At 72.0% G+C, this 25478-nt stretch carries 23 protein-coding genes; 8 read left to right on the forward strand and 15 right to left on the reverse strand.

From position 1 onward, the window contains the following. Positions 1–131 precede the first annotated feature (131 nt). The 3 genes from ABZS69_RS65215 to ABZS69_RS65225 form a co-directional block, all read right to left on the reverse strand. Entirely contained in the window at positions 132–2981 is a 2850-nt protein-coding gene (locus ABZS69_RS65215; protein WP_355394646.1) for a SpoIIE family protein phosphatase, read from the reverse strand. A gap of 94 nt (positions 2982–3075) precedes the next feature. Continuing rightward, positions 3076–3738 (reverse strand): DsbA family oxidoreductase, encoded by a 663-nt coding sequence (locus ABZS69_RS65220; protein ID WP_355394649.1) that lies wholly within the window; start codon positions 3736–3738, stop codon positions 3076–3078. Then, positions 3735–3866: a hypothetical protein gene (locus ABZS69_RS65225; RefSeq protein WP_355394652.1), complete on the reverse strand. Its 132-nt coding sequence runs from the start codon at positions 3864–3866 to the stop codon at positions 3735–3737. Before ABZS69_RS65225 ends, ABZS69_RS65220 begins: the two co-directional genes overlap by 4 nt. A 122-nt stretch (positions 3867–3988) precedes the next feature. Here ABZS69_RS65225 and ABZS69_RS65230 point away from each other — a divergent pair, with 122 nt between their 5' ends. After that, positions 3989–4387: a helix-turn-helix domain-containing protein gene (locus ABZS69_RS65230; RefSeq protein WP_355394655.1), complete on the forward strand. Its 399-nt coding sequence runs from the start codon at positions 3989–3991 to the stop codon at positions 4385–4387. 10 nt (positions 4388–4397) lie between these two features. On the opposite strand, the gene ABZS69_RS65235 is transcribed toward ABZS69_RS65230, so the two are convergent. The 7 genes from ABZS69_RS65235 to rfbB are packed head-to-tail and all read right to left on the reverse strand — an operon-like array spanning position 4398 to position 11433. Further along, positions 4398–4841, reverse strand: coding sequence for an ankyrin repeat domain-containing protein (locus ABZS69_RS65235; RefSeq protein WP_355394658.1), 444 nt, complete (start codon positions 4839–4841; stop codon positions 4398–4400). A gap of 42 nt (positions 4842–4883) precedes the next feature. Next, complete coding sequence (locus ABZS69_RS65240; protein ID WP_355394661.1) at positions 4884–5573, reverse strand: 4'-phosphopantetheinyl transferase superfamily protein; 690 nt, start codon at positions 5571–5573, stop codon at positions 4884–4886. Further along, a complete protein-coding gene (locus ABZS69_RS65245; protein WP_355394664.1) occupies positions 5570–6397 on the reverse strand; it encodes a metallophosphoesterase in 828 nt (275 codons plus the stop codon). The genes ABZS69_RS65240 and ABZS69_RS65245 overlap by 4 nt, the downstream gene beginning before the upstream one ends. Beyond that, positions 6394–7134: an alpha/beta fold hydrolase gene (locus ABZS69_RS65250; protein WP_355394667.1), complete on the reverse strand. Its 741-nt coding sequence runs from the start codon at positions 7132–7134 to the stop codon at positions 6394–6396. Before ABZS69_RS65250 ends, ABZS69_RS65245 begins: the two co-directional genes overlap by 4 nt. A gap of 25 nt (positions 7135–7159) precedes the next feature. Then, entirely contained in the window at positions 7160–8050 is an 891-nt protein-coding gene (gene rfbA, locus ABZS69_RS65255; RefSeq protein ID WP_355394670.1) for a glucose-1-phosphate thymidylyltransferase RfbA, read from the reverse strand. A gap of 39 nt (positions 8051–8089) precedes the next feature. After that, positions 8090–10432, reverse strand: a complete 2343-nt coding sequence (locus ABZS69_RS65260) for a penicillin acylase family protein (RefSeq protein WP_355394673.1) — start codon at positions 10430–10432, stop codon at positions 8090–8092. Positions 10433–10449: 17 nt separating this feature from the next. After that, complete coding sequence (gene rfbB / locus ABZS69_RS65265; RefSeq protein ID WP_355394676.1) at positions 10450–11433, reverse strand: dTDP-glucose 4,6-dehydratase; 984 nt, start codon at positions 11431–11433, stop codon at positions 10450–10452. 406 nt (positions 11434–11839) lie between these two features. Between rfbB and ABZS69_RS65270 the strand changes: the two genes are divergently transcribed. The 6 genes from ABZS69_RS65270 (at position 11840) to ABZS69_RS65295 (ending at position 17953) form a co-directional block, all read left to right on the forward strand. Then, positions 11840–13261: a carboxyl transferase domain-containing protein gene (locus ABZS69_RS65270; RefSeq protein WP_355394712.1), complete on the forward strand. Its 1422-nt coding sequence runs from the start codon at positions 11840–11842 to the stop codon at positions 13259–13261. Positions 13262–13343: 82 nt separating this feature from the next. Next, a complete protein-coding gene (locus ABZS69_RS65275; protein ID WP_355394679.1) occupies positions 13344–14363 on the forward strand; it encodes a ketoacyl-ACP synthase III in 1020 nt (339 codons plus the stop codon). Next, a complete protein-coding gene (locus tag ABZS69_RS65280) occupies positions 14363–15223 on the forward strand; it encodes a 3-hydroxybutyryl-CoA dehydrogenase (protein WP_355394682.1) in 861 nt (286 codons plus the stop codon). The genes ABZS69_RS65275 and ABZS69_RS65280 overlap by 1 nt, the downstream gene beginning before the upstream one ends. Before the next feature lie 34 nt (positions 15224–15257). Then, positions 15258–15866: a dTDP-4-dehydrorhamnose 3,5-epimerase gene (gene rfbC, locus ABZS69_RS65285; RefSeq protein WP_355394685.1), complete on the forward strand. Its 609-nt coding sequence runs from the start codon at positions 15258–15260 to the stop codon at positions 15864–15866. Between the two features lie 33 nt (positions 15867–15899). After that, positions 15900–17012 carry a DegT/DnrJ/EryC1/StrS family aminotransferase gene (locus ABZS69_RS65290; RefSeq protein ID WP_355394688.1) on the forward strand — a complete coding sequence of 371 codons (1113 nt, stop codon included), beginning with the start codon at positions 15900–15902 and terminating at the stop codon, positions 17010–17012. Next, entirely contained in the window at positions 17009–17953 is a 945-nt protein-coding gene (locus ABZS69_RS65295) for an ACP S-malonyltransferase (protein WP_355394691.1), read from the forward strand. The genes ABZS69_RS65290 and ABZS69_RS65295 overlap by 4 nt, the downstream gene beginning before the upstream one ends. A gap of 58 nt (positions 17954–18011) precedes the next feature. Here the strand turns inward: ABZS69_RS65295 and ABZS69_RS65300 are convergent, their stop codons facing one another. Continuing rightward, positions 18012–18260 carry a phosphopantetheine-binding protein gene (locus tag ABZS69_RS65300; RefSeq protein ID WP_355394694.1) on the reverse strand — a complete coding sequence of 83 codons (249 nt, stop codon included), beginning with the start codon at positions 18258–18260 and terminating at the stop codon, positions 18012–18014. 150 nt (positions 18261–18410) lie between these two features. Here ABZS69_RS65300 and ABZS69_RS65305 point away from each other — a divergent pair, with 150 nt between their 5' ends. After that, complete coding sequence (locus tag ABZS69_RS65305; RefSeq protein WP_355394697.1) at positions 18411–19922, forward strand: AMP-binding protein; 1512 nt, start codon at positions 18411–18413, stop codon at positions 19920–19922. 31 nt (positions 19923–19953) lie between these two features. Here ABZS69_RS65305 and ABZS69_RS65310 read toward each other — a convergent pair whose 3' ends face one another. The 4 genes from ABZS69_RS65310 to ABZS69_RS65325 form a co-directional block, all read right to left on the reverse strand. After that, positions 19954–20919 carry an alpha/beta hydrolase gene (locus tag ABZS69_RS65310; protein WP_355394700.1) on the reverse strand — a complete coding sequence of 322 codons (966 nt, stop codon included), beginning with the start codon at positions 20917–20919 and terminating at the stop codon, positions 19954–19956. 88 nt (positions 20920–21007) lie between these two features. After that, complete coding sequence (locus ABZS69_RS65315; protein ID WP_355394703.1) at positions 21008–21769, reverse strand: SDR family NAD(P)-dependent oxidoreductase; 762 nt, start codon at positions 21767–21769, stop codon at positions 21008–21010. Positions 21770–21807: 38 nt separating this feature from the next. Continuing rightward, positions 21808–23145: a crotonyl-CoA carboxylase/reductase gene (gene ccrA / locus ABZS69_RS65320; protein WP_355394706.1), complete on the reverse strand. Its 1338-nt coding sequence runs from the start codon at positions 23143–23145 to the stop codon at positions 21808–21810. Positions 23146–23194: 49 nt separating this feature from the next. Further along, a partial coding sequence (locus ABZS69_RS65325; RefSeq protein ID WP_355394709.1) for an SDR family NAD(P)-dependent oxidoreductase occupies positions 23195–25478 on the reverse strand: 2284 nt, incomplete at its 5' end.

The raw sequence follows: 25478 nt of genomic DNA on the forward strand, positions 1-25478 counted from the left end.
GGCATGTCCATCGAGATGCGCGACACCGACGAGGACGTCTTCCGCGCGGCGGAAGAGCTCGGCATCGATCTGTCCCGGCGTGAGCCGAGCAGCGTCGAAGAGGTCTGATCCCGACGGCGCCGGACGACGGCTCAGGCCGCGTCCGGCGCCGGGAGCGCCTGCTCGGCCCAGATGCACTTGCCGTCGGTGGTGAAGCGGGTTCCCCAGCGTTGTGAGAGGGCGGCGACGAGCTGCAGGCCGCGCCCGCCCTCGTCGGTCTCGGCGGCGCGGCGGATCCTCGGAGTGGTCAGGCTGCCGTCGGCGACCTCGCAGATGAGCGTCCGGCTGCGCAGCAACCGCAGCCGGAGCGGGCCCTTGGCGTGCCGGATGACGTTGCCGACCAGCTCGCTGGCCACGAGTTCGGTGGTCATGACGAGGTCGTCCAGGTGCCAGACGGCGAGCTGGTCACGCACGTGCTCGCGGGCCTCGCGGGCCGCGATCGGGTTGTCGGGCAGGGGCCAGGAGGCGACGTCCTCGGCCGCGAGCCGGTGGGTGCGGGCGATGAGCAGGGCGGCGTCGTCGGGGATCTGCTGCTGGGTCGGCAGCATGGCCTCGGTGACGGACTCGCACAGCCGGTCGAGGTCGCTGTCGGAGAGCCCGCGGCGCAGGCCGGTCAGGAGCCGGGTGAGCTCGGCCAGCCCGCTGTCGATGTCGCGGGTGGACGACTCGATCAGCCCGTCGGTGTAGAACACGAGCAGGCTGTCCTCGGGCAGGCGCAGCTCGTGCGTGCTGAGGGGCGGCGCGGCGGCGCCGAGCGGCGGATCGGGGGTCACGTCGAGCACGCGGACCGTGCCGTCGGGGTGGACGAAGGCGGGCGGCGGATGGCCGGCGCTGACCAGGGAGCACTCGCCGCTGGTCGGGTCGTACACGGCGTACAGGCAGGTGACGTAGAAGTCGTCGCCGAGGTCGCTGACGAGGTCGTTGAGGTGGGCGAGGAGCTCTCCCGGCGGCAGTTCGAGGTCGGCGAGGGTGCGGACCGCGGTGCGCAGGCGCCCCATGGTGGCGGCCTCGGTCAGGCCGTGGCCCATGACGTCGCCGATGACGAGGGCGACCCGGTCCGCGGACAGCGGGATGATGTCGTACCAGTCGCCGCCGACCGCCACGGTGCCGCCGGGCAGATAGCGGGCCGCGGCGGTGAGGCCGGGCAGGGACGGCAGCGCGCGGGGGAGCAGGTGGCGCTGCAGCTCCTGGGCGCGGGTGTGCTCCAGGTCGTACATGCGGGCCCGGGCCAGGGCCTGGGCGATCAGCCCGCTGAGCGCCGTGAGCAGGGTGCGCTCCTCGCTGGTGAACTGGTGCGGCCGGTCGAAGGAGATCACGCAGTAGCCCATCGGCTGATCCGGCACGCGCAGCGGCAGGATGGCCCAGCTGTCCATGCGCGAACCGGCCGTCCGGTCGGCGCCGCCGGGGCCCGGCCGGCGCTGCTCGGCCGTCGACGTGATGAAGATCGGCACGTGGGAGCGGAGCACGTCGGCGTAGGCGGAGGGGACGAGGGCCGCCCGGTTCTGGAACTCGCCGAGGATGTCGGTGGGGCTGCCGATGGACTCGACCATGTGCAGGTGATCGCCCTCCCGGGTCAGGACGGCCAGTCCCGAGGCCCCGAACGGCGGCAGCACCTGCACGGCGATGACCTGCATGACGTCGCGGAGCGTCACCGCGTCGCCGAGGGCGCGGGTCAGCTCCTGGATCCGCGCGGCCCGCTCGGCGGCGGCCTGTTCTGCGGCCTCGCGCTGCTCGTCCTGGATCCGCTTGTCGGTGACGTCGGCGAGGTAGAGCGTCAGGCCGTCCGGCACCGGCACCAGGCGCACGTGGTACCACCGGTCGTCGGTCGGCCAGCGCATGTCGAAGCTGGCGGGCACGCGTTCGGCGGCGACCTGGCGGCACATCGCCTGCAGCTCCGGCGGGTGATCCGCGGTCAGCTCCCACAGCACGCGGCCGAGCAGGTCGTCGGCCCCGAGGAGGCGTTCGGCGACGAGGTTGACGAACACGATCCGCCAGTCGCGGTCCACGGCGAGGAAGGCGTCGCTCATGTCGCGCAGCGCGCGGCCGGCCGACTCGCGGGCGACCCGGCTCTCGGTGGTGTCCCAGACGGTGCCGACCATGCGGAGCGGCTCGCCCTGCTCGTCCAGCACCAGGTGGCCCCGCGCGTGCATCCAGCCGGTGGTCCCGTCCGGGCGGCGGGCGCGGTACTCGACCTCGTAGACGGTCCGGGTGCGGATGGCCTCCTCGGTCGCGGCCATCACCCTGGGCAGGTCCTTCGGGTGGATGATGTTCGACCAGGTGTCGATGTGGTGCGGCGCGGTCGCGGGGTCGATGCCCAGCATGTTCAGCGCCGGCTCGTCCCAGCGGAGCTCGCCGGTGCGGATGTCCCAGTCCCAGGACCCGATCTTGACCTCTTTCAGCGCCTTGCGCAGGCCGGAGTCGGCGAACCGCTCCGGCCACCACAGGACCTTCATGCCCGAGTTGGCGCCGGTCCTGGCCAGCCGCTTGGTCAGCCAGACGGCCAGGGACTCCAGGAACGCCCGCTGCTCGGCGGTCGGCTCGGTGTCACCGTCCTGGAGCACCGACAGCACGCCGAGCGGCGGGCCGGGGCCGCGCAGCGGGACGGCGGTCACCGTCGCGACCGCGGTCCGGCCCGTCTCGGAGGTGGGGCGGGTGATGGGGGCGCTGGCGGGCGTCCCGTCGCGCAGGACGCGCACGATCACCTCCCGGGTCACGCCCCACAGCTCCATCACCGCAGGGGGCAGCCCGGACGCGGTCACCAGGCGCGGCTCCCGGCTGCCGACCGGCCCGGCCCAGTGGATCATCCCGCCGAGCGCGTGCAGGTCGGCGACCGCCTGATCCAGGCCGTACTCCAGCACCTCGATGTCGCTCAGCCCGGCGCACACCGAGGTGAGCACCTTGAGCCGTTCCTCCCCCGAAGCCGCGGCGGAGGACCTGTTCACCGCCATCCTCTCGCCCCCCAGAAGTCACGAGAGAGGTAGGCCACCAGCTTCTTTCACAGAGTAACGAAACGGGCCCCAAGACCAGGTAAAACGCTCAGCGGGCCGCCGCGACGGCGGCGGAGTGCGCCTGCCGCAGGGCGGAGGTGAAGACGTCGGCCGACTGGGCGCCCGACACGCCCCAGGTGTTGTTGAGCACGAAGAACGGCACGCCACCGGCGCCGAGCCGCTGCGCGTCGCGGACGTCCGCGGCCACCTCGGCGGTGTACGCGTCGCCGTCGACCACCCGCCGGACCTCCTCGCCGGGCAGCCCGACCTCGGTGCCCAGGCGTACCAGGGTGTCGGGGTCGTCGACCTGCTCGCCCTCGATCAGGTGCGCGCGCAGCAGCCGCTCGTGCATCTGGCCGTCCAGGCCGTGCTCGGCCGCCAGCTGGTTGAGCCGGTGCGCGTCCAGGGTGTTCACCGACACGGCGCGGTCGAAGTCATAGGCCAGGCCCTCGGCGGCGGCCAGCTGGGCGACCTGGCCGGTCATCTGCCGTACCTGGGCCGCCGACCCGCCGATCTTCTTGGCCAGCATCTCGTACACCGGCTCGCGGACCCCCTTGGGGTGCGACGGGTCGAGCTGGAAGCTGTGCCAGCGCACCTGCACCTGGTCGGCGTGTTCGAACCGGCCGATGGCCGTCTCCAGGCGCCGCTTGCCGATGTAGCACCACGGGCAGACGACGTCGGACCACACATCGATCCGTACCTGGGCGCTCACAGGTAGCACACCCCGTCCGTGCACACCGGCGCGGATTCCGCGCCGACGGGGATCAGGGCCGGGAGCTCAGGGTCGGGCTGGTCGGCGGCGTCGACCGGCGACGGCGCCTCGAAGGTGGAGGCAGACATGGTCACTTCCTAATAGTTACTTCTTGTATGCAACCTAAGGATAGGTAACCGAAGAGGTAACCAGGAAGAAGGTACATTCATGTCAGTTACGCACACGCGTGTGCCCAAGAGGAGGCGATCCGGTGTCAGGCCCGTACCTGAACGTTCCCGTGCCCGTCCCCGCCGACGGCGACTGCCCCATCCGCGAGGTCCTCGACATCGTGGCCGACAAGTGGAGCGTACTGATCGTCGTCCTGCTCGGGCAACGGGTCCACCGCTTCAGCGAGCTGCATCGCTCGATCGAGGGCATCAGCCAGCGCATGCTCACCCTCACCCTGCGCACCCTCGTACGCGACGGCCTGGTCGCCCGGACCGCCTATCCGACCGTGCCGCCGCGCGTGGAGTACGAGCTGACCGAGCTCGGCCGCACCCTGCTCGGCCCGCTGACCGCGCTCGACGCCTGGGCGCACGAGCACCGCGACGACATCGTGGCCGCCCGGCAGCGCCACGACGCCCCCGAGGCGGAGGCCGCCCGGCGGTGAGCCCCGGGGGTCAGGCCCGGGCCTCCAGGAGGCGGACGATCTCCGCGTGGCCGGTGCCGAGCCACGACTCCGAGCGCCGGCGGCCCGTGCCGTCGCGTACCTCGGCCACGATCCGCGTCTCACCCTCGGCTGTCGTCTCGTGGCGGACCGTGATCAGCGCGTCCTGCGGCGCGTACGCCGTGGCCCGCGCGACCAGCTCCGCCTCGAGGTCGCGGCCGGCGTACCGCCTGGCGAGGTCGACGGGGCGCCGGCCCCCGCCGTCGGCCGGTCCGGGGTCCGCCCCGGAGTCGAGCAGCGCTCGTACGACGGCCGCCCCGCCGCGCTCGGCGGCGTGGGAGAGGGCGGTGCGCCCGGCCGAGTCGGCGACGTCGGGATCGGCGCCCCTGTCCAGCAGCCGCCTGACCTCCTCCGCCTCCCCGGTCGTCGCCGCCGGCACCAGACCGTGTTCCGTCATGCGCCCCAGTCTGGACGGCGGGCTCTCCCGGGATCCAGCGATTTACCGGCGGGCGCCGGCGCTCGGGTCGTCCTCGCCGGCCCGGTACAGGTCCGCCGGGCGCAGGGTGATGGCCGTCACGAGCAGGCCGTCGGCGGCCAGCCAGCGGCCGGCGAAGCCGGTCAGCTCGCGGCCGAGCACCCGGGGGCCGGGGACGAGGAAGCGGGCCGTGAAGGTCCCCGTGCGGGTGAGGGTGATGTGCGCCTCGTCGAAGCCCAGCCAGCGCCGCGTCAGCGGGAACCACGCCTTGTAGACCGCCTCCTTCGCGCAGAACAGCAGCCGGTCCCAGTGGCCGCCGCCGCCGAGCCGGGCCAGGTCGGCGCGCTCCCGGTCGAGGGCGACGGCCTCCAGGACGCCGTCGGGGAGCGGCTCGTCGGGCTCGGCGTCGATGCCGACGGCCAGCGCGTCCAGGGAGACCGCGGCCGCCCGGTAGCCGGCGCAGTGCGTGATCGCCCCGGTCACCCCCGGCGGCCAACCGGGAGCACCGCGTTCGCCGGGCAGGATCGGGGCCGGGGGCAGCCCGAGCCGGGACAGGGCGCGGCGGGCGCAGTGGCGGGCCGTGGTGAACTCGCGGCGCCGCTTGTCCACCGCGCGGGCGATGACGGCCTCCTCCTCGGGGAAGAGCGTGGCGTCCGGCGGGTCCTCGAACGCCTCCTCGGCGGCCACCCACGGCGGCAGGATCTTCTCGATCACGGCACGGGCAGGATCTGCCGGAGCCGGCCGGGCGGGGTGGGGCGGGGCCGCCACTCGCGTGGGTAACCCAAGGAGACCTCCTCGAAGCGGATGCCGTCGTACCAGGTGGTGCGGGGGATGTGGAGATGGCCGTAGACGACCGCGCAGGCGTTGAAGCGCAGGTGCCAGTCGGCGGTGCGCTCGGTGCCGCACCAGATCGCGAACTCCGGATGGCGCAGGACGAGCGTCGGCTCCCGGACCAGCGGATAGTGGTTGACCAGCACCGTCGGCACGCCGGGCGGGAGGCCGGCCAGGCGGTGTTCGGTCTCGGCGACCCTGGCGGCGCACCACGCCTCCCGGGAGGGGTGGGGGTCCGGGTGGAGCAGGAACTCGTCCGTGCAGACCACGCCCTTGGCGTACGCGAGGGCGAGGGCCTCGTCCTTCGTCCGGGCGCCGGGGGTGCGGAAGGTGTAGTCGTACAGGACGAACAGCGGGACGATCACGGCCGGGCCGCCGGGGCCCGTCCAGGTCGGGTAGGGGTCTTCCGGCGTGACCACGCCCAGGCTGCGGCAGACCTTCACCAGGTGCTGGTAGCGCTCCTCCCCGCGCAGCTGGACCGGGTCGGAGGGGTGCGTCCACACCTCGTGGTTGCCCGGCACCCACACCACCTTCGCGAAGCGGCGGCTGAGCAGGGTCAGGGCCCATTCGACGCCGGAGACCTCCTCCGACACGTCCCCGGCCACCAGCAGCCAGTCCGAGGGGTCGCCGGGCCGGAGGTCCTCGACGATGCGCCTGTTGTCGGCGTATCCGATGTGCAGATCGCTGATGGCCAGCAGCGCGGTCATGCCCGGATCGTCTCCAGGGACTTGAGGATCGTCTCGGCCACGGCGGCGTTGTGGTCGCGGACGAAGAAGTGCCCGCCGGAGAAGACGTGCAGCTCGAAGCCGCCGCCGGTGTGCGCCTCCCACGCCTGCGCCTCGGCCAGGCTGGTCAGGGGGTCGGCGTCGCCGGTCAGCGCGACGATCGGGCAGCCCACCGGCGCCCCTCCCGCGAACCGGTAGGTCTCGATCGCCCGGTAGTCGGCGCGGATCGTGGCCAGCACCATCGCCCGCAGCTCCGCGTCGTCCAGCACCGCCGACTCGCTGCCGTTCAGGGCCTTCAGATGGCGCACCAGGTCGTGGTCGTCGAGCAGGTGCAGCATGTCGTGGCGGACCCGGCTGGGGGCGCGCCGCCCCGACACGAACAGCGCCAGCGGACCATGCTCGCCGAGGGCCAGCGCGGTCTCGAACGCGACGAGTGCCCCCATGCTGTGCCCGAAGAACGCCCGCGGCCGGCCGTCCCCGGGCCCCAGCACGTCGGCGACGCGGCCGGCCAGGACCCGCAGGTCCTGGACGGGCGGCTCGTGACGGCGCTCCTGCCTGCCGGGGTACTGGACGGCCAGCAGCTCGGCGGAGGGCGACAGCGCGGCCGACAGGCCGTGGTAGAAACTGGCCGACCCTCCGGCGTGCGGGAAGCAGACCACCTGGACGTCGCCGCGCGGCGACGGATGGGGGCGGTGGAGCCAGGGATTGGCACTCGTCACGACGTCTCTCCTTCGGTTCGGGGACTCAGTTCGGGGACGGGGAGTCGCGGAACTCGGCGGCGACGGAACGGATGTAGCGGCCGTAGCTGGACGCGGAGAGCTCACTGCCCAGCCGGTCGCAGGCGTCGGCGTCGATGAAGCCCATCCGGAGCGCGATCTCCTCCACGCAGGCGATGCGCACCCCCTGCCGCTGCTCCAGCACCTGGACGTACTGGCTGGCCTGGAGGATGGACTCCGGGGTCCCGGCGTCCAGCCAGGCGAACCCGCGCCCGAGGTCGACGAGCCGGGCCTTCCCGCGTTCCAGATAGGTGCGGTTGACGTCGGTGATCTCCAGCTCGCCGCGGGCGGACGGCTGCAGGTTCTTGGCGATGTCCACCACGTCGTTGTCGTAGAGGTACAGGCCGACGATCGCCCGGTTGGAGCGGGGGTTGACGGGCTTCTCCTCGATGGAGATGAGCCTGCCGTCGGCGTCGGTCTCGCCGATCCCGTAGCGTTCGGGGTCGCTCACCGGATAGCCGAACAGCACGCACCCGTCCACGTCGGTCGTGCTCCGCTGGAGGATGTCGAAGAACGAGTGGCCGTGGAAGATGTTGTCACCGAGGACGAGGGCCACCGAGTCGTCGCCGATGTGGTCGGCGCCGAGGATGAACGCGTCCGCCAGGCCGACCGGCTCGGCCTGCTCCGCGTAACTGATGTCCAGCCCGAGATGCGACCCGTCGCGCAGCAGGCGGGTCAGCTGCGGCAGGTCCGCGGGGGTCGAGATGATCAGGATCTCCGTGATGTTCGCCAGCATAAGCGCCGAAAGCGGATAGTAGATCATCGGCTTGTCGTTCACCGGGAGAAGCTGTTTCGAGACGGCCAGGGTCAGCGGGTAGAGCCGGGTTCCGTGACCGCCCGCCAGAATGATGCCCTTCATGTCTGATTCCTTCGATGAAGACTCGTAAATGGAAATCAATCAGTGGGGGGTGAGAGTGATCCTGCTCGCGGCGTTCCGCTCCACCTGCGCGCGGCTGTAGAGAAGCGGGAAATAGTCGCCCGACCGCCATCGTTCGGCCAGGTCCCGGTAGTGCGGGCTGCGCGGGTCGCCGGACTGGCCGGGGGCGTTCACCGCGCGGGAGTTGTCCCAGCGGCCGACGTCGAGCACCATCTTGAACGACGCGCCGGACGACTGCTGGAAGGTGGACGGGCTGTAGGAGGAGGCGTCCACCGTGTACGCCGAGCCGCCCCGGGGGAAGGGGCCCACGTCCGCGCCCAGCGGGTTCGTGAACGCGGTGTACTGCAGCGCCCCCCACCTCCACGTGCGCGGGTCGGCGCCGAGCCGCCCGGCGACCTCGCGGTAGGCGGCGGCCAGCGACGTCCGCAGCAGGTCGTCCCGCGCGGCCTTCCCGCCGGTCCCGAACCAGCGGTCCGGGTTCTCCAGCGCGTCGATCAGCAGGCGGGCGTCGACGAAGGGGATGGAGTCCGCCACCTCGGGCGGCAGCACGGCGCGGCGGAAGGCCGGCGTGAGCTGCCGCGAGAACCACGACTCGAACAGCGCCGCCGCCGGCGAGTCCGCGGCCACCACCCCGTCGTAGGAGCGCAGCAGCCGCAGCGCCCGCGCGGTGTCCGGGTCCGTGCTCTCCAGACCGTCGAGCCGGCGCACGATCCGCTTCGCGGGTGTGGACACCTGGTCGGCCTGCAGGCGGATGGAGTCCTCGACCGTGCCGCGCGGGCTCGACGCGAGCACCTCGTCGATCCGCTGCTTGCGGAAGGGCGGATCCCACTCGAACCCGACGTCGTCGGGGTGGTCCGCGGGGAGGTTGTACTCGTTCGCCGAGGCGACGAACCCCTGCCGCGGATTGTAGGAGCGGGGCAGGCGGGCGCCGTCGAGGAAGCCGTCCCACTCGTAGCGGCCGTCGCCCGGGACGGGCAGCAGGCCGTCGTAGCCGTCGCGCTTGGGGGTGAGGGCGCCGGGCACCCAGCCGATGTTGCCCGAGACGTCGGCGTACACCTGGTTCTCGGGAGGGCCGCCCCAGGTGCGCATGGCCGCCGAGAACTCCGTGAAGTCGCGGGCCCCCATGTACGACATGCTGCCGAAATAGGGGGAGGTGCCGGGCTCCAGCCAGGCGGTGCGCACGGCGTATGCCAGATTGCGCTGCCGGTCGATCTTGATCACGGGGCCGTGCCTGGTGAAGGGCAGCTCCACGTCCACCGGCGCCGCGCCCGCGACCGTCAGCCGCTCGGGCGTCGTCCTGAAGCGCTCCCAGCCGTCGCCGTACCGGTACCTGCCCGGGTCGGCGGGGTCGAGCTCGTAGACGTAGAGGTCCTCCTGGTCGGCGCCGAAGATGGTCAGGCCGAACGCGACGGTGCCGTTGTGCCCCATCGAGATCCCGGGGAGCGCGGGCTCGCCGGCGCCGATGACGTCGAGCCCGGGGGCCGACAGATGGGCCATGTAACGCAGCGAGGGCGCCGTCAGCGACCGGTGCGGGTCGCCGGCCAGGATGGGGCGGCCCGTGGCGGTGCGGCCCGGCGAGATCGCCCAGGCGTTGCTGCCCCCCGGGTCCGCGGGGGCGGCGGGGTCCTGGCGCAACGCGCCGTTCGCGAAGACCACGCCCCGCGTGGCCAGCTCGTACGTCCGCAGCACGTCCATGGGCACGTCGCAGGGGTCCAGCCCCTTGGGCACGGTGGCGTCGCGCTCGGGCTCCAGCCGCCACATGGCCGCGGAGGCCTTGGCCCCGCCCGCGCAGACGACGACCGAGCGGAGCACCTCGCTGTAGAGGTTCTTGGCGATGCCGTGGCTCCTGATCCGCACCACGTCCTCCGGCCGCCACAGCGCGGGCGTGTAGCCGAGCTGCCGGAACTCGGGCGGCAACTGCTCCGGGTTCCGCGCCAGCCAGCGCACGTAGGCGTTGACTCCCTCGGTGAAGCGGGTTGCGGCCTGCTTGGCGCCCGGGCCGTAGCTCGACCATTCCCGGTCCATGTCACCCCGGTAGAGGAACAGCCGCGCCGCCTTGTCCTGCTCCACGTAGGCGGGGCCGAACACCGAGGAGAGCTCTCCCAGGCCGCGCCGCCGCCAGAGGTCGATCTGGAACAGCCGGTCCCTGGCGGCGTTGAACCCCTGGGCGAGGAAGAGGTCGTCGGTGTTGCGGGCGTAGATGTGCGGCACCCCCCACCGGTCGACGATCAGCTCCACCGGCTGCCTGAGACCCGGGACCCGCTGGGTCTCGGTGTCCCGTAACCGGGCCGCCGCCGGCAGGGCCGTCAGCGCCAGGACGAGCCCGGCGGCCAGCGCCGTTGCGGCGCGCAGGCGTCTCCACATGGCACAGCACCTCTCGTTCAACGCGGCTCATATCCCTTGAGGGGCTTCCACCAGTCGCGGTGCTCCTCATACCAGCGCACCGTCTCCGCCAGTCCCTCGATGAACGGGACGCGCGGCGCGTAGCCCAGCTCCTTCTGGATCTTGCTGATGTCCACGGAATAGCGGAAGTCGTGGCCCTTCCGGTCCGCCACCGGCCGCACCATGGACCAGTCCATGCCCATGATGTCCAGCACGCGCCTGGTCAGCGTCAGGTTGCTCAGCTCGGTGCCGCCGCCGATGTTGTAGACCTCCCCGGCGCGGCCCTTCTGCGCGACCAGCGCGATGCCGTCGCAGTGGTCGTCGACGTGCAGCCAGTCCCGCACGTTCGCGCCGTCGCCGTAGAGGGGCACCTGCAGGCCGTCCGCCAGGTTGGTGACGAACAGCGGGATGACCTTCTCGGGGAACTGGTAGGGGCCGTAGTTGTTGGAGCATCGGGTCACGCACAGGTCCAGCCCGTGCGTCCGGTGATAGGCCAGGGCGAGCAGGTCGGACGACGCCTTCGACGCCGAATACGGGGAGTTCGGCCGGAGGGGATCGTCCTCCGAGAACGAGCCCTCCGGGACGGACCCGTAGACCTCGTCCGTGGAGACGTGCACGAACCTGCCGACGCCGGCCTCCAGCGCGCACTGCAGCAGCACCTGGGTGCCGAGCACGTTCGTCCGGACGAACTCCGCCGACCCCTCGATGGAGCGGTCGACGTGCGACTCGGCGGCGAAATGGACGACCAGCTCCACCTGGTCCATCGCGTCCCGCACGATCGGCACGCCGGCGATGTCCCCGTGGACGAACCGGAGCCGGGGGTCGTCGAGCACCTCCGCCAGATTCTCCAGGTTCCCCGCGTACGTCAGCTTGTCGAGCACCACGACCTCGGCCTCGGCCAGCGCCGGATAGTGCCCGTGGAACACCCTGTTGACGAAGTTCGACCCGATGAAACCGGCGCCACCCGTCACAAGAATGCGCATCCTCAGTCCTCTTCGTAGGCCCGATCCGGTCCGCCCGGCGGCGACTTCCATGACAGGACGCCCGCGGCGGCGTCGGCCAGTGAATTCGGGATATTTAGGGGGGACCGGCACCGGAAAAGCTCTTCCGTCACGCCCGCGCCGGACTTTTAGGGGCCGTTTAGGGGCTGACGGGACAGCGCTCGGCGGTGCCTGCCAAAACCCGGTAGGGGGGGTGATAAGGGTTGGTGTGCGAGTGGCGCCCATGTAGCGTTCTTGCTGATGAGATCGGCCGAATTCAGTGCCGTCTCGAAAATTCCCAGACGACCGGTCGCACCCGTGCCCACGGCTTGTGAGAGGTGGCGAACGTGCGAGAAAAGACCTCCTTTTCGGAATCAAATCCTTTTGAGGGCGGACGACGTTGCTGACTATCAGCTCAACCGGCTCCCCTGTCGTTCAGGAGGACCGCGAGCGCGATTTTCGTGAACCTGCCGTCCGCCTCGCCCGGCTGCTGGACGCCGGCTCGGTCGTGCCGCTGCACGACGCCGACGCCAGCGGCGTGACCGCCGTACGCGGGCGCGTCGCGGGACGGGAGGTGATCGCCTACTGCACCGACGCCCTCAACATGGGCGGTGCGATGGGCGCGGAGGGCTGCCGCTGGATCGTGGAGGCCATCGACGCGGCCGTGCTCGAAGGCGTTCCCGTGCTCGGCCTGTGGCATTCCGGCGGGGCCAGGCTGGCCGACGGCGTCGAGTCGATGGACGGCGTCGGGAAGGTGTTCCGCGCGATGACCCGGGCCTCGGGCCGGGTGCCGCAGATCTCGGTCGTCCTCGGGCCGGCCGCCGGAGCCGCCGCCTATGGGCCCGCGCTGACGGATGTCGTGATCATGTCGTCCGCGGCCCGCATGTTCGTCACCGGCCCCGACGTCGTACGCACCGTCACGGGCGAGCAGGTCGACATGGAGTCCCTGGGCGGCCCCGGCGCCCACGGCCGCAAGTCGGGCGTGGCGCACATGGTCGTCGAGACCGAGGCGGAGGCGTACCAGACGGCACGGCGTCTCACCGAGCTCTTCAACGGCCCGCGCTCCTTCGACCCGGACCTGGTCAAGGACGGCGACGACCTCGGGGTGCTGCTGCCGGAGAACCCGCGCCGCGCCTACGACGTACGGCCCCTGGTGCGCGAGCTCCTCGACGACGGCGTGTTCGAGGAGCTGCAGCCGCGCTGGGCGGCCAACGTCGTCATCGGCTTCGGCCGGCTCGCCGGCGGGACCGTCGGCGTCATCGCCAACAACCCCCTGCGCAAGGGCGGCTGCCTGGACTCGCTCAGCGCCGAGAAGGCCTCGCGGTTCGTCCGCATGTGCGACGCGTTCGGCATCCCGCTGGTCGTGCTCGTGGACGTGCCCGGCTACCTGCCCGGCGTCGGTCAGGAGTGGGACGGCGTGATCCGGCGCGGCGCCAAGCTCCTGCACGCGTTCGCCGAGGCCGTCGTGCCCCGGGTCACCCTCGTGACGCGCAAGTCGTACGGGGGCGCGTACATCGCGATGAACTCCCGCTGCCTCGGGGCGACGGCGGTCTTCGCCTGGCCCCAGGCGGAGGTCGCGGTGATGAGCGCGGAGGCCGCCGTGGGCGTCCTGCACCGCAAGAAGCTCGCCGCCGCCCCCGACGAGGACCGCGAGTCGCTGCGGCTGAGCCTCGTCGAGGAGCAGGTCCGCACGGCCGGCGGCGTGGGCAGGGCCCTCGCGCTGGGCGTCGTGGACGAGGTGGTCGAGCCCGAGCACACCCGGCTGAGGATCGTCGAGGCCCTGGCCGCGTCGCCGGCGCGGCGCGGCGACCACGGCAACATCCCCCTCTGACCGCGCCCGGTGACCGCTCATGGCCTCCGCCGGTACGGACGCGTGAGCGGTCGCGAAGTGTGATGGGAAAGGCGTACTGGCAGTGGCCAAGCAATCCACGGGAATCCTGGGAACCGGTTCCTATTTGCCCAAGGAAGAGGTCGCCAACGAAGAGGTGGCGGCCAAGGCCGGCGTCACCGCGGAATGGATCCAGCGGAAGACCCAGATCTCCTTCCGCCGCCATGCCGCGCCCGACGAGGCCACCTCCGACCTCGCCATCAAGGCGGCCAGGAACGCGCTGAGCCAGGCTCGCGTCGACATCGGCCGGATCGGCTACATCATCGTGTCCACCTCGACCGGCGACTCGCCCCAGCCACCGACTTCGTACCTGGTCCAGGACGCGCTCGGAGGGCACGGCGCCGCCTGCTTCGACGTCAACGTCGTCTGCAGTGGCTTCGTGTACGCGCTGGCGCTCGCGCACAGCCTCGTCGAGCTCCACCCCGGCGCCTACGCGCTGGTCGTGGCCGCGGACGTGTACTCGCGCATCCTCGACGCCACCGACCGCCGCACGGCCGTGCTCTTCGGGGACGGCGCCGGCGCGGCCGTCGTCGGCCCGGTGCCGGACCGGTCCGGGATCATCGGCTTCGACCTGTCCAGCGACGGCTCGGCCAGCCAGCTCATCAGGGTCGACGCCGGCGGCAGCAGGCTGCCCGCCTCCCACGAGACGGTCGAGGCCGGCGACCACTACTTCCGCATGGACGGCCGCGGCGTCCGGAACTTCGTCATGGAGCACGTCCCGCCCGTACTGGAGGGCCTGCTGGGCCGCGCCGGGTTCCGGCCGCACGAGGTCGACGTCTTCGTGCCGCACCAGGCGAACGGGGTCATGGTCAACGAACTGGTCGAAAGCGCCGGCCTCACCGGCGCGCACATCGCCCGGACGCTGGAGCGGTACGGGAACGTGGGCAGCGCCTCGGTCCCCGTGGCGCTCGACGAGGCCAACCGGTCGGGCCTCATCAAGGACGGCGACCTCGTCCTGCTCGCCGGGTTCGGCGGCGGCATGTCCATCGGGGCGTGCCTTCTTCACTGGTCGGCGCCGACGGTGCCGGTGTCACGGGAGGCGTGATGAGCGAGATCCACAAGGTCGGCATCGTCGGCTGCGGCGTCATGGGCTCGGGCATAGCCGAGGCGTGCGCCCGCGCCGGGCGCGAGGTGATCATCGCCGTGTCCACGGAGGCGTCCCTCGCGCCCGCGCGGCGGCGCCTGACCGCGTGGCTCGACCGGGGCCTGCGCAAGGCCACCATCACCGAGGCCGAGCGGGACGCGGCGCTGGCCCGGGTCTCCTTCGTCACGGACCTCGCCGAGCTCGGCGACCGGGAGATCGTCTTCGAGGCCGTCCCGGAGAGCGAGTCGATCAAGCTCGAGGTGCTGGGCACGCTGGACAAGATCCTGGACGACCAGAACGCGATCCTCGCCTCGAACACCTCGTCCCTCCCGATCATCAGGCTGGCGCGGGCCACCAGCCGGCCCGCCCAGGTGATCGGGGTGCACTTCTTCAACCCGGTGCCCGCGCTCCCGCTGGTGGAGCTCATCGGGTCGCTGCTGACGGCGGACGAGACGTACGCGCGGGCCGAGTCCTTCGTCGCCGGGACGCTCGGGAAACAGGTGATCAGGTCGCAGGACCGCGCGGGTTTCGTGGTCAACGCGCTGCTCATCCCGTTCCTGCTGTCGGCCGTGCGGATGGTGGAGAGCGGGTTCGCCCGCGCCGACGTCGTCGACCGCGGCATGGTGCTGGGCTGCTCGCACCCGATGGGCCCGCTGAAGCTGGCCGACCTGATCGGCCTGGACACGGTGGCCTCGATCGCGGAGGCCCTCTACGAGGAGTTCAAGGAGCCGCTCTACACGCCGCCGCCGCTCCTGCTGCGCATGGTCGAGGGCGGACTCCTGGGAAAGAAGACCGGCCGCGGATTCTACGAATACGCGTAGCGGCCGGGCGGACATCACAGAAAGGTTTTCGGACATGCAGATCCGCCAGCTCGCGGTGGAGGGCGCGTTCCTGGTCGAGCCCAAGGTCTTCCACGACGACCGGGGCCTGTTCCTCGAGGCGTTCAGCCAGCCGGAGTTCCAGAAGGCGGTCGGTCATACGCTCTCGGTCGCCCAGGTCAACTGCTCGGTGTCGCGCCGCGGCACCGTCCGTGGCCTGCACGGCACCGCGCTGCCGGGCCAGGCCCGCTACATGACCTGCCCGCAGGGCGCCATCATCGACATCCTGGTCGACATCCGGGTCGGCTCGCCCACCTACGGCGAGCACATCGCGGTCGAGCTGAGCGCGGACAACCGCAGTGCCCTCTACCTGGCCGAAGGGCTCGCGCACGGGTTCGCGCCGCTCACGGACCAGGCCACGGTCGTGTACCTGTGCTCCAGCACCTGGTCGCCCGACACGTCGATCCAGATCGACCCCCTGGACCCGGAGCTCGCGCTGCCCTGGCCGTCCAGGCGCGACCTGCTGTCGGAGAAGGACCTCGCCGCCCCGTCGCTGCGGGAGGCCGAGAAGCTCGGGCTGCTGCCGGACTACTCCGCGTGCCGCGCCCGCTACGCCGAACTCGAGGACCCCGCCCTCGTCGGCTGACGGCGGGCGCGCAGAGGCAAGGAGCACAACCCAATGATCCCGTTGTTCAAGGTGCCGATGTCCGACGAGGCGCCGGCCGCCGTCGCCGAGGTGGTCGGCAGCGGCCAGATCGGCCAGGGGGCCAAGGTCGTCGAGTTCGAGGAGGCGCTCGCCGCCAGGATCGGCAACCCCAGGGTGGCCACGGTCAACAGCGCCACCGCCGGTCTCCAGCTCGCGCTGCGCATGGTCGCCGGCGACGACGACGGCCAGGGCGAGGTGCTGTCCACGCCGCTGACCATGGAGGCCACCAACTGGGCGATCCTGGCCAACCGGCTGCGGATCAAGTGGGTGGACGTCGACCCGGCCACCCTCAACGTCGACCTCGACGACCTGGCCAGGAAGATCACCCCCAGGACCCGCGCCATCATGGTCGTGCACTTCGCCGGGTACCCGGTGGACCTCGACCGGCTCGCCGCGATCCTCGACGACGCCGAGGCCGCGTTCGGCTCCCGGATCACCGTGATCGAGGACTGCGCGCACGCCTGGGGCGCCACCTACCGCGGCGCGCGGATCGGCACCCACGGCAACGTCTCCGTGTTCAGCTTCCAGGCCATCAAGCACCTCACGACCGGCGACGGCGGCGCTCTCGCGCTGCCCACCGACGAGCTGCACGAGCGGGCCAGGCTGCTGCGCTGGTTCGGCATCGACCGCGCCGCGGACCGGCTGCGCAACCCGCCCGACGTGCACGAGTGGGGCTACAAGTTCCACATGACCGACATCAACGCCGCGATCGGGCTGGCCAACCTGACCAAGGCGGACGAGGTCGTGGCCAGGCACCGCGACAACGCCGCCTTCTACGACCGCGAGCTGGTCGGCGTACCCGGGCTGGAGCTGACCGAACGCGCCGGCGACCGCCAGTCCTCCTTCTGGATCTACCCGATGAAGGTGGACGACCGGGACGGGTTCCTCAAGCGCATGGACGAGGCCGGGATCATGGCCAGCCACGTGCACGAGCGCAACGACCTGCACACGTGCGTGCGCGAGTACGCCGCCCTGCTCCCCGGGCTCGAGCGGGTCGCCAGGCGCGTGGTGTGCGTCCCCGTGGGCTGGTGGGTCACCGACGAGCAGCGGCGCCACATCGTGGACACCATCAAGGAGGGCTGGTGACCCCCGCGATGTCAGCGGAGACCGCGATCGTCTTCCCCGGGATGGGCCCCGTCCAGTTCGCCGACGTCGCCGACTTCATGCGGGGCGATCCCGCGGCGCGGCGGCTGGTCGCCGTCGCCGACGACGTCCTCGGCTACTCGCTGGTGGAGCGCTTCCAGGAGTCCCGGAGCGACTACACCGAGGCCGCCCAGGTGGCGTTCATGGTGAACTGCGTGGCCCTCGCGGACTGGGCCGAGCGGACCCTGGACGTGCGGCCGGGGGTGTGCGTCGGCCCGAGCTTCGGCGGCAAGGCCGCCGCGGCCTACTCGGGCGCACTGTCCTTCGACGACGCCGTGCGCATGACGGCCGGGCTGGCCCGCTGCACGGACGACTACTTCGCCCGCGAGCACCGGGACATCGTCACCCACTCCTTCGTGCGCACCCCGGAGCCCAGGCTGCGCGAGGTGCTGGCCGAGCTGGACGAACGCGGCGAGTGGTACGACCTGTCCTGCTACATCGACCACGACTTCTACATGCTCTCCCTGGCGGAGCGGCAGGTGGAGTGGCTGCAGCAGCGGGTGCGGGCCATCGGCGGGCTCCCGCTCTACACGATGCGCCCCCCGATGCACTCGGCCGCGTTCCGGCCGCTGCGGCGGCGGGCGGAGGAGGAGGTCTTCGGCGGCCTGCGGTTCGCCGACCCGAGGCTGCCGGTGGTCGACGACCACGACGGCGCGCTGCTGACGACCGGGGACGGCGTGCGGACGATGCTGCTCGACGGCTTCGTACGGCCCCTGCGCTGGCCGGAGGTGGTGGCGGCGCTGCGGCGGCTGGAGGTCGCCAGGGTGTGCGTCTCCGGCCCGGACAGCCTGTTCGGCAGGGTGGCGGTCACCAGGGAGAACTTCGCGGTGACCCCGGTGAACCCGAGGCTGGCGATGCTGCCGCGCCCCGCTCCGGTGGCCTAGCCCGGCATGCGACGAGGCCACGGCTCACCCGGTGAGCGCGTGGCCTCGTCTCGGAACGTCAGCCGGCGTTCTCGGAGATCCGGTCCAGCGTCTTCCACAGCACGGCGGGCGTCTGGAAGGTCTCCGGGGTCAGCGCGTCGTCCAGGAAACGCACCCCGTACGCGTCCTCCAGGGCGCCCAGCAGTTGCACGATGCCGAGCGAGTCGAGGCCGAAGTCCGTCAGCCGGAGGTCCTCCTGGAGTTTCTCGTCGGCCGGGAGAAAAGGCAGGTGCTGGCGCAGGATCTCCTCGAAACGATTGTCCCACATAATGCGCGGACTCCTTTCTCAATTGAATTATCCACACTTGACGCTATAGCGCGGAAACCCCGATGTCCACGGATTCGGCAGAAGAATCCGATAAACGAATTCCGGGCCGGTGCCCGGAATAATTGTGGCCGGAGACGGCGAGGAGGAATAATGGCCGGAGAATCCAACCCCGCCCTCTATGAATTCTTTCTGCGGGGTCTGGCGAAGTCACCCGGCAGGGCGGCGTTCCGGGTCGGCGCGGAAACCCTGACCTATGACCAGGTCCACCGGCTGGCCCTGATGTGGGGCGGCGCGCTGCTGCGTACGTCACCCGCCGCCGTCGGGGTGCTCGCCGCCAAGGGGACCGTCTCCTACGTCGGGATCCTGGCCGGCCTCTTCGCCGGGGTGACCGTCGTGCCGCTGCAGCCGGACTTCCCGGCCGCGCGCACCAGGCAGATGATCGAGGCCGCCGGGGTGTCGGCGCTCATCGTCGACGAGAGCGGGCGCAAGGTCGCCGAGGAGCTGCTCGGCGAGGGCGTGGACGTCTCCGTCCTCGCGCCCGACGCCGACCCGATCGACCCCGGGCACGCCCTCCCGGAGCCCCGGCCGGTCGAGGCCGGCGACATCGCCTACGTGCTGTTCACCTCGGGCTCCACCGGGACTCCCAAGGGCGTGCCGATCACCCACGGCAACACCGGCCACTACTTCCGCTTCCTGGCCGGTCGGTACGACTTCACCCGCGACGACGTCTTCTCCCAGACCTTCGACCTCACCTTCGACTGCGCCATGTTCGACCTGTTCTGCGCCTGGGGAGCCGGGGCGACGTCCGTGGCCGTGCCGCCGCACGCCTACCGCGACCTGCCGCGCTTCCTCGCCGAGCAGGGGATCACGGTGTGGTTCTCCACCCCGAGCGCGATCTCGATGGTGCGCAGGACCGGCGGCCTCGGCGCCGCGGCCATGCCGTTCCTGCGCTGGAGCTTCTTCGCCGGAGAGGCGCTGAAGTGCGCGGACGCCACCGACTGGCAGCGGGCCGCCCCCGCCTCCGTCCTGGAGAACCTGTACGGCCCGACCGAGCTGACCATCACCATCGTCGGCCACCGCTGGTCCCAGGAGACCTCGCCCGAGCTGGGCGTCAACGGCCTGTCGCCGATCGGGTTCGTCAACGACGGCCACGACCACCTGCTGCTCGACGACGAAAGACGGCCGGCCGAGCCCGAGGGCGAGCTGTGGATCACCGGCCCGCAGACCACCCCCGGATACCTCGACCCGAAGCAGGACCACGGCCGCTTCGTCGAGCGCGAGGGCCGCGTCTGGTACAACACCGGCGACCGGGTCCGGCGCGCGGCCAACGGCGAGCTCGTCTACCTCGGCCGGGGCGACGCCCAGGTCCAGGTGCAGGGCTGGCGGGTCGAGCTGGCCGAGATCGACCACGCCGTACGCGGCTGCGACGGCGTCGAGGACGCGGTGACGGTCAGCACCACGGCCGACGACGCCACCGCGCTCGTCGTGTTCTACACCGGGGCCCCCACGCCGCCGGCCCGCTTCGCCGCCCAGCTGCGCAGGACGCTGCCGGTGGGCCTCATTCCCCGGCACTACCACCACCTGGAGGAGCTGCCGCTGAACCCCAACCGGAAGGTCGACCGGGCCGTGCTGCGGGATCGGGCCGCGGAGCTGGCCGGCTGAACGAGCACGAGGGGCGCGAGGAGGGCGGGGCTCAGCGGCCCCGCATCCCGCGGCGCAGCGAGAAGATCATGTCCTCGCGCATCTTCTTCGTGATCTCGGCGTGCGCGATCACGGACGCGCCGTGGAAGGTCCCCGGATACAGCACGAGCTCCGTCGCGACCCCCGCCTGGACGAGCCGCTGGGCGTACTCGATGCCCTCGTCGCGCAGCGGGTCGAACTCGCACACCACCACCAGCGCCGGGGGCAGGCCGGTGAGGTCGCCGGCCCGCATGGGCGCCGCGTACGGGGACACGTCCGGTCCCCCCGGAGCCGGGCCGTCCTTGAGGTAGTACCGCCACATGGCCTCGTTGTTGCGGCTGTTCCAGCTGGGCGTGTCGACGAACTCCCGCACGGACTTCGTCGTCATCCGATCGTCCAGCACCGGCACGTCCAGGAACTGGAAGCAGATCTCCGGGCCGCCGCGGTCGCGGGCGAGGAGTGAGACCGCCGCGGACAGGTTCCCGCCGGCGCTGTCACCGCCGACCGCGATCCGCCCGGGGTCGACGTCGAGCTCCCCGGCCGCGTCGCGCAGCCACGTCAGCGACGCGTACGTGTCCTCCAGCGCGCCGGGGAACGGCGTCTCGGGGGAGAGCCGGTAGTCGACCGACACGACGACGGCGCCGACCCGGTCGGCGATCTCCGTGCACCGGGCGTCGAACACCACCATGTCGGAGGCGACGAACCCGCCTCCGTGCAGGTAGAGGAGCGCCGGCATGGGCCGGCCGGCGGCGGACGGCCGGTAGAGGCGCACCTTCACCGGGGGAGCGCCCTCGGGGCCGGGGATCTCCCGATCGCCGATGTCCACGGCGTGCTCGGGCGTGTATTGCGGGAGCTTCTCGTGGAAGGCCCGCTCCTCCTCGGGGGTGAGGGTGATCTCCCGGTTGACGACCTGGGAGAGTTCGACGTCGGGAATCATCGACGCCCACGGCGCGAGCTCTGAGTCGAGGTTGTAGCGCATGGGATCATCCTCCGTGCCCGGGCGGCGCCGGGGCATCCGCCGAATGGCCGCGGCCGGGCGGGTCCGCCCGGCCGAACGGCGGTGGTCACTACTGCGCGGTGGCGCCGCCGTCGATCGCCAGCGCCGCGCCGGTGATGAAGGCCGCGTCGTCGCTGAGGAGGAACGCGACGAACGCGGCGATCTCCTCCGGCTGCGCCGCGCGTCCCGACGGGTTGGGCACCCGGGCCTCCATCGGCCCGTCCAGCGGCACCCCCATCAGGTTGCGGAGCAGCGGGGTGTCGACGTTGCCGGTGACCAGCGCGTTGACCCGGATGCCGCGCTCGGCGTTCTCCAGGGCCACGGCCCTGGTCAGCCCGACCACACCGTGCTTGGCGGCCACGTACGGCGCCGCGCCCGGGATCGCCGCGCAGCCGTAGGTGGAGGCGTTGGTCACGATCGAGCCGCCGCCGGAGGCCAGGATCGCCGGAACCTGGTGCTTGAGGCCGTAGAAGACGCTGGTGAGGTTCTGCTCCAGGTCCGCCCGCCAGCTCGCCTCCTCTATGTCGGACACCAACCCGGTCCCGTTCACGCCGCCGACGTTGTTGAACGCCCCGTCGAGCCGGCCGAACTCCGTCACCGCCGCCCGCACCACACGTTCGGCGTCGGCCTCCACCGTGACGTCGGCCCGGACGAACAGCGCCCGGCCCCCTTTCGCCTGGATGTCGGCCGCCACCTGCGCGCCGAGCTCCTCGCGCCGGGCCGCGATCACCACGGCGCCGCCGTCGGCGGCGACCCGTTCCGCGACGGCCTTCCCGATGCCGGAAGTCCCTCCTGTGATCACGACGACCTTGGAAGTCAGGTCAACGGCCACGTCTCATCCTCCGCAATCTCGGTGTCCGGATGTTCCGCTCAGTCCTCGCGGAACCGGTTGATCTGATCGATGTGGCGGGCGCGGAACTCGGGGTCGTCGACTCCGAGACCCGGGCGCGGTGCCAGGCACAGGACCCCGACCTTGCCGCTGTGGGCGTTCGCGTGGACGCGGCGGGTCGCCACCCCGACCTCGTCGAGGCCGTAGACGGCGGACAGGGTGGGGTGGATCGCCCCCTTGGCGATGAGCCGGTTGGCCTCCCATGCCTCCCGGTAGTTCGCGAAGTGGGTGCCGACGATCCGCTTGAGCGCCATCCACAGGTAGCGGTTGTCGTACTGGTGCTGGTAGCCCGAGGTGGAGGCGCAGGTGACGATCGTCCCGCCGCGGCGGGCCACGAACACGCTGGCGCCCATGGTCTCCCGGCCCGGGTGCTCGAAGACCACGTCGGGGTCGTCGCCGCCGGTCAGCTCCCGGATCCGGCCCCCGAAGCGCTTCCACTCCTTGGGGTCGGGCGTCTCCGGGTCCTTCCAGAACCGGAAGCCCTCCTCCGCCCGGTTGATGATCAGCTCGGCGCCCTGGGCCCGGACCAGCTCCGCCTTGTGGTCGCTGGACACCACGCACACCGGGATCGCCCCGGCGCGCAGGGCGAGCTGGGTGGCGTACGAGCCGAGCCCGCCCGCGGCGCCCCAGATGAGCACCACGTCGCCCACCTTGATCTGCGCCCCGTTGCGCGAGATGAGCTGGCGGTAGGCCGTGGAGTGCACCAGGCCGGAGGACGCCGCCTCCTCCCAGGTCAGGTGGGCGGGCTTGGGCATGAGCTGGTTCGCCTTGACCAGGCTGAGCTGGGCGAGCCCGCCGTAGTTGGTCTCGTATCCCCAGATGCGCTGGTCGGGGTCGAGCATGCTGTCGTCGTGGCCGTCGGCCGAGGAGAGCTCGACCGACAGGCAGTGCGCCACGACCTTGTCGCCGGCCTGCCAGCGGTGCACGCCGGGGCCGGTCTTCAGCACGACGCCGGACATGTCCGAACCGAGCACGTGGAAGGGCTGATCGTGGACCCCGGCCGACGGGACCGCCTTCGCGTAGCGCTTCAGGAAGCCGAACGTGTGCATCGGCTCGAAGATGGCGCTCCACACGGTGTTGTAGTTGATGCTGCTCGCCATCACCGCGACGAGCACCTCGCCGGGGCCGGGCTCCGGCGTGGCGACGTCGGACAGGGTCAGCGACTTCGCCGGGTCGCGGTTCTCGGCCGGGATGCCGCCGAACATGTCGACGTCGTCCCTGAGCACGACCGCAGCCCGGTAGCTCTCCGGGATCGGGAGGTTCCTGAGCTGCTCGGCGTCGTACTCCTCGGACAGGAGGACGTCTCTGATTTCCTTCATCGCTTCTCCTTGACGGGGGAGTTCGAGCGGGTTGGGGGTCAGGGGCGGGTCAGGACGCGCCGAGCTGGTCGTCCAGCGTGGCGAAGAGCTCCTCGTCGGAAAGGTCGTCGAGGTCCCGGTCGGCATCCTCGGCCGCGCCGTTCACCCCTTCGGCCACGTGCATGATGGCCCGGAACCGGTCGCTGACGTGCGCCCGGTCCCCGGCGGACAGGGACTGCTCGCGCAGCAGCCGCTCCATCTCGTCGAGCTGGGCGAAGATCGAGCCCGACGCCTGCTCGGGCGCGAGCCGTTCCTGGACGAACCGGGCGAGGACGGCCGGGGTGGGATAGTCGAAGACCAGGGTGGCCGGGAGCTTCAGTCCGGTCGCCCGGCCCAGCCGGTTGCGCAGCTCCACCGCGGTCAGCGAGTCGAACCCGAGCTCGTTGAACGCCCGGTCCGGCTGGACCGGGTCGTCCGAGGTGTGCCCCAGCACCGCCGCGGCCTCCGCGCGTACCAGGGACACCACCATGCGCTCCCGCTTGGCCGGCGGCAGGTCCGCGAGCCGCGCCGCGAACGCCGCACCGTCGTCGTCGCCCTCGGCGGCCGCCGGCGCGTCGAGCGCCCGCGTGAACTCGGGGATGGCGCTCACCAGGGGGCGCGGGCGCGCCAGCGCGAAGGCGGGCGCGAAGCGCTCCCAGTCGATGTCGGTCACCACCAGGTGGCCTCCGCCGTTGCTCAACAGCTGGCCGATGGCCAGTGCCGCGGCGTCGGGCGCCATCGGCCGCAGGCCGCTCCTGCCCAGCTGCTCGCCGGCGGCCTCCATCATCCCGCCGCCGCCCCAGCCGCCCCAAGCGATCGAGGAGCCCGCGAGCCCGCGGATCCGCCGGCGCTGCGCCAGCCCGTCGAGGAACGCGTTGGCGGCGGCGTAGGAGGCCTGACCGCTGGAGCCCCAGACGGCCGCGCCGGAGGAGAACATCACGAACGCCTCCAGCGGCCGGTCACCCAGGAGCTCGTCCAGGTTGATCGCCCCGATGACCTTGGAGCGCGCGAAGCCGGCGAAGTCCTCCAGCGTGGTGTCGGCCACGAGCACGTTGTCGTGCCCGACACCGGCCGCGTGCATCACCGCCGTCAGCTCGGGGAGCGAGTCCAGCAGGTCCCGCACCGCCGCGCGGTCGGCGACGTCGCAGGCGGCGACCGTGACCGCGGCGCCCAGCTCCGTCAGCTCCGCCTCCAGCTTCGCCACGCCCTCGGCGCCGCTCCCGCGGCGGCTGGCCAGCACCAGACGGTCGGCGCCCTCCCGGGCGAGCCACCGCGCGACGTTCGCGCCGACCCCGCTGGTGCCGCCGGTGACCAGCACCGTCCCGTGCGGCCTCCAGCCCTGCGCCGGACCCGCCCCGCCGTTCGGCGACCGCACCATGCGGCGCGCCCGTACGACGCCCGAGCGGATCGCCACCTGGTCCTCGCCGCTCGCGCCGGAGATCACCCCCTGGAGCAGCGCGAGGTCCTCGGCCGCCGGGGCGGCGGGAAGGTCGACCAGGCCGCCCCAGGTGTCCGGGTGGTCCACCGCGAGAACCGCGCCGAGGCCCCAGACGGACGTCTGGAACGGGCTGACGGATTCGGTGGCCTCGTCGAGGGCGACCGCGCCGGACGTGGCCAGCCACAGGGGGGCGCTCACCTCGGCGTCGGCCAGGGCCTGCACCAGCGTGACGGTCGCCGCGGCGCCCCGGGACAGCGTCGGGTGCCCCTCGTGGGGCTCGTCGTCGAGCGGCAGGAGACTGAGCACCCCGGTCAGCCCCGGCCGGGACTCCGCGCGGATGGCCTCGGCGAGCGCGGCGCGGTCCTCGCCGCCGACGACCAGCGGATACACCCGGGCGGCCTGCGCGGACAGTCCGTCGAGGACGTCCCGGACGATGCGCGGGTCCCCGCCCGCGGCGGGCACGGCCACCAGCCACGTCGTACCGGTGATCCCGGCCGCGTTCGGCGCGCTCACCCCGCGCCACACCAGCTTGTAGCGCCAGTCGTCGAGCGCGGACCGCTTGCGCTCCGCGTCCCGCAGGGACGACAGGGCGGGAAGCACGGTCCTCAGCGCGTCGGCGTCCACCTTCAACCGGGTGGCCAGCGCCTCCGTCTCCTCCGACTCCAGCGCCTCCCAGAACCCGTCGTCCCGGCGCCCTTCCGCCGCGTGCCCGTGGGCCGCCGGCTCCAGCCAGTAGTGGTGGTGTTGGAAGGGGTAGGTGGGAAGGTCGGTGGTGGTGGTGTTGGTGGGGAGGTGGTTGTGCCAGGTGATGGGGGTGGCGGTGGTGTGGGTGTGGGTGGTGGCGATGGCGGTCAGGAGGGTGTGGGGTTCGGGGTGG

Source organism: Nonomuraea sp. NPDC005650 (assembly GCF_040605375.1).
In the GTDB taxonomy this organism is placed as follows: Bacteria; Actinomycetota; Actinomycetes; order Streptosporangiales; family Streptosporangiaceae; genus Nonomuraea.

What these genes read in the sequence shown, in the direction of transcription:
- ABZS69_RS65225 (WP_355394652.1), bottom strand. Translation starts at nt 3,866, where the DNA reads ATGTCTGCCTCCACCTTCGAGGCGCCGTCGCCGGTCGACGCCGCCGAC.
- ABZS69_RS65235 (WP_355394658.1), bottom strand. Translation starts at nt 4,841, where the DNA reads ATGACGGAACACGGTCTGGTGCCGGCGGCGACGACCGGGGAGGCGGAG.
- ABZS69_RS65245 (WP_355394664.1), bottom strand. Translation starts at nt 6,397, where the DNA reads ATGACCGCGCTGCTGGCCATCAGCGATCTGCACATCGGATACGCCGAC.
- rfbA (WP_355394670.1), bottom strand. Translation starts at nt 8,050, where the DNA reads ATGAAGGGCATCATTCTGGCGGGCGGTCACGGAACCCGGCTCTACCCG.
- ABZS69_RS65260 (WP_355394673.1), bottom strand. Translation starts at nt 10,432, where the DNA reads ATGTGGAGACGCCTGCGCGCCGCAACGGCGCTGGCCGCCGGGCTCGTC.
- rfbB (WP_355394676.1), bottom strand. Translation starts at nt 11,433, where the DNA reads ATGCGCATTCTTGTGACGGGTGGCGCCGGTTTCATCGGGTCGAACTTC.
- ABZS69_RS65280 (WP_355394682.1), top strand. Translation starts at nt 14,363, where the DNA reads ATGAGCGAGATCCACAAGGTCGGCATCGTCGGCTGCGGCGTCATGGGC.
- rfbC (WP_355394685.1), top strand. Translation starts at nt 15,258, where the DNA reads ATGCAGATCCGCCAGCTCGCGGTGGAGGGCGCGTTCCTGGTCGAGCCC.
- ABZS69_RS65290 (WP_355394688.1), top strand. Translation starts at nt 15,900, where the DNA reads ATGATCCCGTTGTTCAAGGTGCCGATGTCCGACGAGGCGCCGGCCGCC.
- ABZS69_RS65300 (WP_355394694.1), bottom strand. Translation starts at nt 18,260, where the DNA reads ATGTGGGACAATCGTTTCGAGGAGATCCTGCGCCAGCACCTGCCTTTT.
- ABZS69_RS65305 (WP_355394697.1), top strand. Translation starts at nt 18,411, where the DNA reads ATGGCCGGAGAATCCAACCCCGCCCTCTATGAATTCTTTCTGCGGGGT.
- ABZS69_RS65310 (WP_355394700.1), bottom strand. Translation starts at nt 20,919, where the DNA reads ATGCGCTACAACCTCGACTCAGAGCTCGCGCCGTGGGCGTCGATGATT.
- ccrA (WP_355394706.1), bottom strand. Translation starts at nt 23,145, where the DNA reads ATGAAGGAAATCAGAGACGTCCTCCTGTCCGAGGAGTACGACGCCGAG.